The sequence below is a fragment of the Erwinia sp. 009765445 genome (assembly GCF_058137865.1).
Genome location: NZ_JBYUWC010000033.1, coordinates 18,626 through 28,348, shown reverse-complemented (window position 1 = coordinate 28,348; position 9,723 = coordinate 18,626). Strand labels below are relative to the sequence as shown.

Here is a 9,723-nt window from a genome sequence, read left to right as displayed (position 1 = left end):
GTGTTAAACATAGTTCTAAGACTACCTCTTATTTTAAGAGAGGCGAAGTGTCTGGTGATCTATGGGGCCAGTCTACTTGCACCGACGCTAATACAAATAGGTGAGAATGAGGTCATGCTAAGTGGGGCGATTCAACTCGCTTCAAATTTAGGGGAAGCACGTGTACGCACAACGCTTGAAGTCTGGCCAGGCATGTTCCATGTCTGGCATCTGCTGGCAGGCACTCTGCCGGAAGCCGATCAGGCTTTACGCAACGCGATTCGTTTCATGGAGGATGCTTTATCTGAGAATAGATAATCCTGCGACTATATATCCTTGCATAACATTTGAAATTATCAAATATTAATAATAAAAAGCACTCTTATAAATTAACGGGGTGCTTTAATTGTAAGCGTCACATCCAGACCGTCTTGACGTTCAGACAGAAGTGAGATCGACCTTCCAGGGCAGCAGATCACGGACCCGGTTCACCGGCCAGTCCTGGATATGACCGATGACGTAATGACCCGCTCCCCGTATGTGATCCATTCATAATCAGGAATAACCGGCTTCAGTCTGGCTGCATATTCTGGCAACCGGCAGATTTTTCGGCGAATTCGGAGGGTGTCATCCAGCCCAGTCCAGAATGGGGACGACTCTGGTTATAGTGTATGCGCCAGGCCTCAATTTTGCACCGTGCATCCTCCAGAGACATTAACCAGTTCTCGTTCAGACATTCCTGCCGAAGCCTGCCGTTGAAGGACTCTACCGTCGCATTATCCGTCGGTGTGCCCGGCCGTGAGAAGTCAATGCGGATACCCCTTTCATACACCCATCTGTCCAGCATTTTACCTGCAAATTCAGAACCATTATCAGTTTTCAGCAACTGTGGTAAAGGACGCCTGAGCGCTATGCTGTTCAGCATTTCTGCCACTTCTGTTGAACGCAAATTCTGCCCCACGCAGATCCCCAGGCACTCGCGGGTGTACAGGTCGATAACCGTCAGCAGGCGCAATCTGCGCCCGTCAAACAGCGCATCAGAAACAAAATCCATGCCCCAGACGTGATTCGGATACAGGCCCTGAGGCTGCGGTTGCCTGCGCTGAGCGGTTTTGTTGCGGCGTGGCCGTTTGAGGCGCAGCGACAAACCCTGTTCACAGTAGAGGCGGTATATCCGTTTGTGATTATCGCGCCAGCCCTCACGCCGGAGCATCACGTGTACCCGGCGATATCCGTAGTGAACTCGCGTTTCGGTGATCTCACGGATTCGCAGGCGCAGCGCGCTGTCATCGGCAGCAACTGAACGATACCTGAACGAGCTGCGGCTGAGCCGTAGCGCAAAACAGATCTGTCTTTCGCTGGCACCGTATCTGGCCTGTAAATCCCTGACCCATTCGCGCAGGCGTGCCAGCGTCAGTTCTTTTTTGCCAGCACGTCCTGCAACATGGCTTTGTCGGGGCTGAGATCGGCCACCAGTTTCTTCAGAGGTTCTGTCGCATTAACGGCAGCAGGCTGGCAAAAAGTGCATTGCCTGTTTTTCACACAGCCATCAGATAAAATTGCTCTGCCGGGGACATCCCGTGGTTCTGTCGCATTAAGGCTGCGTCAGGCAACATTGCAAAAAAAACAGTATGTTACCCGACCATTTCTTAAAGCGACAGAACCGTTTCATGTGCTGCTCCGTCAGCAAAAGGGGAACTATCAGTTTATCACCATTGGCTATTTTCAACAGTGCCGCCCGCTACACAGACAACATAAATTTTGAAGAACTGCTGTCGTTAATGCGACAGTTCCGTTGATACTGCCCTTTACGTATCATGTGGAGCAGCTCAATGCCGGCCAGCAGCGTCGTCTGTGCCCGGCGGAACGACTTAAATCCCAGCATCAGACGTATTCGTCGTTTGATATTTCGGTGATCCTGTTCCACCCGGTTATTCAGATATTTACTCTGCCTGATGATAATGCTTTCCTCATCAGATTTACCGGCATTGAGTGTGGCCAGAGCCGCGGTGTTGGCGCCACTTTTATCTACAGTCACGACCCCAGGTGCACCGTGGTGGCGAATGGCTTTGCGGAATAAACGCAGGGCTGCGGCGGCATCCCGTTTAGCCGTCAGCAAAAAGTCGATTGTCCTGCCTTCGCTATCGACCGCCCGGTACAGATATTTCCACTTCCCTCTGACTTTGATGTAAGTTTCATCCATTCGCCACCGGCGTCCCACAGTGCGTTTATGCCGGCGGAACGCCTTATCCAGCAGTGGTACCAGACGGATGACCCAGCGGTGAAGCGTGGAATGATCGACGGTGATACCCCGTTCAGCCATCATCTCCTCCAGATTGCGCAGGCTCAGGGAATAAGCCAGATACCAGCGGACACACTGAGCAATAACATCGACGGGATAATGCAGGCGTTTAAAGGATTTTTGGATCAGAGACATGGTCAGGCAACATTGAAAAAAACAGTATGTTACCCGACCACGCCTTAATGCGACAGAACCCTCCTAACCATGAACCCTTTCGAAAGTAAGGATATTCTGATTATTAAGAACCACAGAATGGTAAACATGGGAATCTACCTCAATCATTAAAAAAGTCTACATATTACGTCTCACTTCATAAAATTTTAAAAAAAAATTCTTTCTTTATATCTCATAGATGGTTGTTATTCTTGTCTTATAAGTAATTATCTTCTTTGTATTACGCATATTACCCATTTCAACTTTTATATGGTTGAAGTTGAGATATCCAACAGTCTTTACATGATACAGTGGCACTTGTTTTTATTTGATTATATAAAAATGACGTATAAATTTTTCATTATTTCGAACAATAGACTACTATATTTGTAGTCCTGTTGTTAAGTTTTCTGGATTGTTAATTTCACTTGGCTATACGTCGAGTTTTTTTTGTGATGTATTAAATTCATCGATATTTTGAGAGTGTTGGGTTCTGTCGTATTAAGATGATTGATGGGGTAATGCCTCCGATTAGTAGAACATGTACTTTTCGATAAAGGCACCGATAACTTTTTCGTGGTTCTCGACCGAGCGCGAGAAGCAGATGGTTCTGCGAGCCAGCCTTTTGATTCGGGTTCTCAGGGGCTGGTTGTTACGTTCAATGCGCTGAGTAAACATCTTACCGGTCAGATGCTTATCTTTCGGCACTTCTCTGGCATAACTGCCCCAGTTGTCGCTGGTTATCATGCCAGTGTTAAAAGGGCTGAGCAGCGCAAGCAGTTCACGGCACGTTTCATCGGTTCGCGTACCAAAGACGTAAGCCAGAACTCCGCCTGTTTTTTTATTGTATGTATACCAGAGCCCGTGCTGTCGGGCCTTGCTGCCAACAAAGTTCCATTGTTCATCCAGTTTGCAGACAAGGGCAACATCTGCATGGGCGACCGGCGAGGATGTCACCTGTTCGGGGCGAGTTTTTTAAGGTACATATGACGGTGTTGATACCCACCCTCGGTGTTCTGTCGGTATCACGGACCCCGGCTCCGTTGGAGGACATCTCAACGATTTGCTCTTTAACGCCCGGCTTACGTGCCTAATAAGAATAAGTGAGCTGGAACACACAGTGGCAGTCACGGCACCGGAAGCGGTCATGTCCACAGGGGTTCTGACCATGACGGTAAACCTGAGCTGAATTGCAAAGGGGACAATAAACGTTAACGCTTGCCATGAGAATACCTTAAAAACGAATATTATACATCATATGCAACTAATTAGAGGCATTCCCCTTACAGTATACTTCTACTTGAATTTTACTCTACTATTTGTGAATGACTATTTCGTTAGTCGAAACGATCAATGACAAACTGAATATGTGTGGGGAGCCAAGATGGCAAGTCAGGTGCCGAAGAGGGCCGGGTAACTGAACGGCCTACTTACCCCTCTCCCCCGAATTAAGGGCACCTAAACGTGATTTTTCGTTTCACAGAGCGTACGTATTCTAAATAGAATAGCAATGTTGAGGGTTAATAGCATGAAAAGACGATCCTTTTTGAAAGGAGCCGCAATTTTCGGAATGGCGGCTGGAGCTAAAGCTCAGGGCAGGATGGCCGCCACAGGGCAGGAAAAAGAGATTGTACCCTCAATGCCCACTCACCTTACTGATGCCCTGACACGCTTCCGGGCCACTATTCCTGCTTACTTTGATCCAAACTATGTCGAAAAAGCTGTTATTCCTTTCTTTCTTATCAGTTTTTATGAAGGTGAACGACCTTTATTACCGATGATTGATCTCAATTTCAGCAAAGAAAATGCATTACCTTATGACTTTTGGGGGTTGATATATACTGATTGGCAACCTACGCCAGAAGAAGGCGTCACTGTTTTCCTGCAGGGGCTTGAAAAGCGGGGCAAAGATAATCTGCGTAAGCGTATTTATTTTTCTGCAGTAACCCCAGATCTCTATCTCCCTGTATATAGAGATAAAGTCGTTTCTTTCTTCGATATGTTGATGGATCCCAAACATGCCAATAAACCCTTTATGCGGCATTACCTTGATTATTATTTCGACATCTACTGGGATCTGCACCTTGGCGTTAAAGGAGATAAAATTCCTAAAGAGGTTAAAGAAATAGGTGAAGCTTTCAACACCGTGTTGGCCTACCGTAATCCTCTGTTACCAGTCGTTTATGAAAACTATATGAAGGTTCGCAACCATCTGAATTTTCTAAAAAGCTGGATTAATGAGCGCCTTGATGACATTTCTGCCGGACGCACGCCGGACGCTGAAAAAACAATGGCCTGGTATTGGTTGAAAAACGCCGGAGATGGGCAACACTTTAGCAAGAAAGATATTGTTTTTGAATGCTTCCACAACTTTGTTGCTTTCAGCCAATGGGGAAATACCATTTTTGGCTTCATGTCACGTCTGAGTGAGGATGCTGGCGATGCGGAAATACGCAGGGCGTTTAAAAAAAACATGTCAGGTGATTACGATAATGCCAATGGGGCACCATATACGCCACTAGAACTGTTTGTCATGGAGATGTTTCGTATCATTTCGCCCAACAGCGGCAGTATCTCCAGCATACAAGATGCCCGCACAACGGCTTATGGTGCTTCCCCACACGCACGTTTAGGCCTGCCTTTTGAACGAAACAGCTATATTAGCACGCCACATACCAGCACCAGTCTCAGCTCAGTACATTGGATAAATCCTCAACAATTCGAACCAGAACGTTACCTCCATGTTCCAACTAGCGCTGATATCACCGCAGAGAATAACAAACAGTTCGGCTTTGCACGCTGTCCGTTTGATATCACTACGCTGGAAGTCATAGATGGTCGCAAAGTGGGTATTACCAACAGTGGATTCGGTACCGTCTTTAGCATAATAGAGGGGCAATCCAAACCGGTTTGTGATTATGCAGGTTTCGCTCCTTTTGGCTTCAGTTATCGCCGTTGCCCTGGTGAGCAGCTAACTATCCTGGTGTTCGAAGATTTTTTACGCAAGGTTTGGCAGGACAAAATTACCTTCCATGGATTGAACCTGAACAATCCCAACAGGGTGCCTATTGGGCCTAACGCCGTCATTGAAGATAACATCAGCTTTCGTAAGTCCACTTGATTTATGGTCACTCCGTTTTTGCAACACCGTTACTGGGTATATTATTTACTTGCATGAGTGTATCCGACGCCTGAATGAATATTATGCTGGTTCTGTCGAATTAGGCGAAAAAGTGATGTAATGAAATGTTTTTTGCTATTTTTCTTACTATACCTCTTACCCCCTCTGGGGTATCCTGCTGCTGCCTTTGCTGGATATGGCATTTCGCCAGCATAAACGCAGCGTGGGACTGCGGGGCGAGTGAATAGCCAGAATGTGGGTGAACCGTTGCTGATGAGCGCCTTGTTGTAGGCTCTTCAATGGCGATTTGAACTTTTATCTTGCCGCGGGATGTCGCCACAAGATGAGGAATGTGGTGATCTGACCCTGGTCAAAATTTCGATTTATTCAACTAAGGCCGGCGCAAGATGTACGAATCTTCAACAAAACATAAAAAAACACTTTTAGAAGTATAAAGGTGCGTTAATCTTATAGAAAGATATGACCCTAAACGCTCAGTTTGGTGATCGAAATGAATAATAATTTCACTTATTACATACGCCATTTCTCCATTATTTATTCTGCCATAAAGTGGTAAAGCGGCGGGCATCGAAGGCATGATAAAAAACATTCGGGTAAATATATGATTACAGAAGAGCAGGTAAACCAGATTCAGCAAGAGTGGTGTAAAAGTCTAATTGATATTGGCACCGTGTATCGCCAGGGGGGGGATTATAGAGCCGAGGCTGCATCAGTTGTGGACCGACTATATGATTACAAAAATGGCATTGTATTTTTTAAACCTACTCTGGCACATGGTAAAAATACTTTTCGAAACACACGTGAAGGTGCTATTTCTTATTTTGTCGGTGGGCACCCTGACTTTCCAGAGGATACCGGCTTTGCTCTCAAAGTCTGGAAAAAAGTCTGGTATGACAATAATGCCGCTGAAAATGGAATACAGATTCATGGCAATATTGCCTTTACCATGGGGAATGTTTATTTCATCGATGAAAATGATGAGAAGATTGTAGTTGATAAAACCTTTGCTTTCCGACTTTGCGCTGATGGCAAACTTCGCCTGTGTGTTCACAAGTCAGCACTTCCTTATTCGACCTCATCTGAATAAATTTTATTATTACTGTAGATCATTGACCAGATCGGGAGATAGTCGTGTTTGCAAGATACAGTATTACGCGGGGTGATGTATTTGGTGGTTTGACAGCGGGTGTAGTTGCACTACCGCTCTGCCTAGCTTTTGGCGTTGCATCTGGTCTGGGAGCGGCGGCAGGATTATACGGAGGGATTATCGTAGGTATCCTGGCCTCTTTATTTGGCGGCACACCGGTCCAGATATCCGGCCCTACTGCGCCAATGACCCTGATTGCGTCAACGATTGTCATTACCCATACACTTCCTTCTGGCGACATCAATATGCCCAATATACTGGCTGTATTTTTGTTGGCTGGCCTGTTTCAGGTGATATTTGGGATTTTACGCTTAGGGCAGTTTATCCGTTACCTGCCCTATCCGGTCATTTCCGGCCTGATGACGGGCATTGGAATTATCATTTTGACGCAACAGATATTTCCTTTAGTTGGCATGGTTTCACCAGCTTCTGATCCAGTGACGATTGTTTCTTCATTAGGTAAGCTTCCTTCTGGTTTTAATCTGCAAGCCGCATTGCTCGCAGTGTTCACCATTACCCTGATTTTCCTGCTTCCACGTTTTGTGAAGAAGGTTCCTGCTTCGCTGGTTGCTCTGGTCGGGCTGACAACATTGTCAGTGTTATCAGGATTTAACGTACCAGTTATTGGCAAGATCCCCACAGGATTGCCACACTTGATTATTCCAGTTTTTTCTTTTTCTGACAGTAATCTACTGCTATGGACAGCTCTGCAGCTTGCGTTCCTGGGAACTATTGATTCGCTTACAACCTCACTGGTTGCCGATAACATAACCAAAAACCGGCATAAAAGTAATCAGGAATTGATTGGGCAAGGTATTGGTAACATGACTTCTGCTATCTTCGGTGGTTTACCTGGTGCGGGAGCGTTTGTCCGCACCTCAATTAATGTACGGGCAGGAGGGCGGCACTGTACCTCTGGAATTATCCACGGTCTTTTTTTGCTGGCGGTACTTCTGTGGTTTTCCGGCATTGTACAATATATTCCTAATACGGTTCTGGCGGGTATTTTGGTCGGTGCAGGCTTGGGAATCATTGATTACCGTAGTATTTCACATATATCGCGTGCTCCGCGAAGTGATATAGCGATCATGGTTCTTGTTATTGTTCTCACCATTTTTTCTGGTATGGTGACAGCCGTTGCCGTAGGAATGGTGGCAGCTATGTTCATTTTTATGGTAAAAATAGCGTCTATTTCTGAAAAAAATACGGTTCTGACGTTCGCGGAAGAGGAGTTATGGGCTGATGAAGCCAATATTCCGGACTCCCTACGCCAACGCTTACTGATAAAACATATCACTGGCCCTTTGTTCTTTGGTTTTGTCTATGCATTTCGTACCACTGCGGCTAGTATAACCAAAGGGAAAATATTGGTTCTGCGGATGGATCAGGTTAATTATCTGGATCAGTCAGGTTTATATGCCCTGCAGGACGTGATAACGGACATAAATAAACTGGGCATTCAGGTTTATGTGGTTGGGTTAGCGGATAATCTGGTTGATTGTCTCAAATCGATACACATCGTTCCCCATGTGCTTGGTGAAGATCGCATTTTTACTGATTTTGATGCTTTTCAGAAATTGCTTCCCCGACTGATTAGAACGTAGGGTTCTGTCGGGTTCTGTCGTATTAACGGCCGCGGGTCGGCAGAAGCTGCACTGCCTGTTTTTTACACAGCTATCAGGTAAAACTGCTCTGCAGGAGACAGCTCGTCACCGCCCGGATGTCCGTACTGCCCTTTGTGGATTTGACCCTATATATCCAGACGTTTTTGCTCTCTTACGGTTGCGATAACTTCCTGCGTATATATTCCCGTGGTGAGCGATATCCCAGTGCACTATGCGGATGATGTTCGTTGTAATGACTGAACGCCACCGCCAGATTCATCACCGCTGCCTGGCTGTCCGGTTTCGGCATGATGCTGATGTAGTCCCGTTTTATCGTCTTCACGAAGCTTTCTGCTATGCCGTTGCTTTCCGGGCTTCGCACTGCTGTCGTGCAAGGCTCCAGTCCCAGCAACCGGGCGAACGCCCGCGTTTCATGAGCCCTGTAGGCTGAACCGTTATCCGTCAGCCACTCCAGCGACTCTGTGGGTAACAGCCTTCCGAAGCGTTTTTCCACTGCACCCAACATGACATCCTGCACCGTTTCTTTGTCATAGCCTCCGGTGCTCGCTGCCCAGTCAATGATCTCCCTGTCGCAGTAGTCCTGCGCGAAGGTCACCCGCAGCTTTTCGCCATTATCACAGCGGAACTCAAAGCCATCTGAGCACCAGCGCCGGTTACTTTCCGCTACTGCTACGCGCCCCTTATGGGCCCGCTTACGGCAAGGAGCAGCGGGTTTACGTTCAAGAAGCAGATTATGTGTTCTCATAATGCGATACACCCGCTTCGCATTAACCACAGGCAGGCCGTCCCGCTCTGACTCCCGTCGCAGCAGCGCCCACACACGGCGATAACCATACGTCGGCAGGTCAGCCACCGCCATGTTTATCCGGGACAATACGGTGGTATCGTCAGAACGGGGCTGCCGTCTGTGATCCTGCCAGTCAGATGGCCGGTGAACCCGGATGCTCAGTTGCGCACGCGACACACCAATACTCCGGCAGACGTCGGTTAGTCGTCGTCCCCGGGCAATAAGGGCGCATGCGCAATCCATTTTTTTGCCCGACCGAACTCCACGGCCTCTTTAAGGATCTCGGCTTCCATCGTCTTTTTGCCCAGAAGGCGCTGGAGCTCGCGGATTTGCTTATTGGCGGCAGCGAGCTCGGAGGCCGGCACCACTTCCTCGCCCGATGCAACAGCCGTCAGCGAGCCGTCTTCATATTGCTTGCGCCATTTGAATATCTGGTTTGCATTGATGCCATGCAGGTGCGCGACACGAGACACAGTCATACCGGGTTCCATAGTCTGCTGAATAATGGCAATTTTTTCCTGCGGTGTACGACGCCGACGCCGCTCAGGTCCTGATAACACTTCAACCATCTTATTATTCTGACTGGTG

The 9,723-nt window shown here is 47.3% G+C and carries 6 protein-coding genes and 2 pseudogenes; 4 read left to right on the top strand and 4 right to left on the bottom strand.

What is annotated here, in order from left to right:
* Window positions 1-297: alpha/beta hydrolase (locus tag AC3Y5R_RS23460; RefSeq protein ID WP_489923324.1), on the top strand; the 297-nt coding region annotated here is incomplete at its 5' end.
* Between the two features lie 253 nt (window positions 298-550).
* Here the strand turns inward: AC3Y5R_RS23460 and AC3Y5R_RS23455 are convergent.
* The 3 genes and pseudogenes from AC3Y5R_RS23455 to AC3Y5R_RS23445 form a co-directional block, all read right to left on the bottom strand.
* A pseudogene (locus AC3Y5R_RS23455) lies at window positions 551-1,464 on the bottom strand (IS3 family transposase); the annotation flags it as partial.
* 256 nt (window positions 1,465-1,720) lie between these two features.
* Complete coding sequence (locus AC3Y5R_RS23450; protein ID WP_489923323.1) at window positions 1,721-2,416, bottom strand: IS6 family transposase; 696 nt, start codon at window positions 2,414-2,416, stop codon at window positions 1,721-1,723.
* 549 nt (window positions 2,417-2,965) lie between these two features.
* Window positions 2,966-3,659, bottom strand: a pseudogene (locus AC3Y5R_RS23445) (IS1 family transposase).
* A gap of 303 nt (window positions 3,660-3,962) precedes the next feature.
* Between AC3Y5R_RS23445 and AC3Y5R_RS23440 the strand changes: the two are divergent.
* From AC3Y5R_RS23440 to AC3Y5R_RS23430, 3 genes are all read left to right on the top strand, one after another.
* Complete coding sequence (locus tag AC3Y5R_RS23440) at window positions 3,963-5,555, top strand: cytochrome P450 family protein (RefSeq protein WP_489923322.1); 1,593 nt, start codon at window positions 3,963-3,965, stop codon at window positions 5,553-5,555.
* A 622-nt stretch (window positions 5,556-6,177) separates the two neighbouring features.
* On the top strand, window positions 6,178-6,663 hold the full coding sequence (locus AC3Y5R_RS23435) for a hypothetical protein (protein ID WP_489923321.1): 486 nt from the start codon (window positions 6,178-6,180) through the stop codon (window positions 6,661-6,663).
* A 44-nt stretch (window positions 6,664-6,707) separates the two neighbouring features.
* Complete coding sequence (locus AC3Y5R_RS23430) at window positions 6,708-8,327, top strand: SulP family inorganic anion transporter (protein WP_489923320.1); 1,620 nt, start codon at window positions 6,708-6,710, stop codon at window positions 8,325-8,327.
* Between the two features lie 172 nt (window positions 8,328-8,499).
* On the opposite strand, the gene AC3Y5R_RS23425 is transcribed toward AC3Y5R_RS23430, so the two are convergent.
* Window positions 8,500-9,704, bottom strand: a protein-coding gene (locus tag AC3Y5R_RS23425) for an IS3 family transposase (RefSeq protein ID WP_489923326.1) whose coding sequence is annotated in 2 segments (ribosomal slippage) — window positions 8,500-9,386 and window positions 9,386-9,704 — 1,206 coding nt in all. Because the reading frame shifts where the segments join, the coding sequence is not laid out codon by codon here.
* Window positions 9,705-9,723 lie beyond the last annotated feature (19 nt).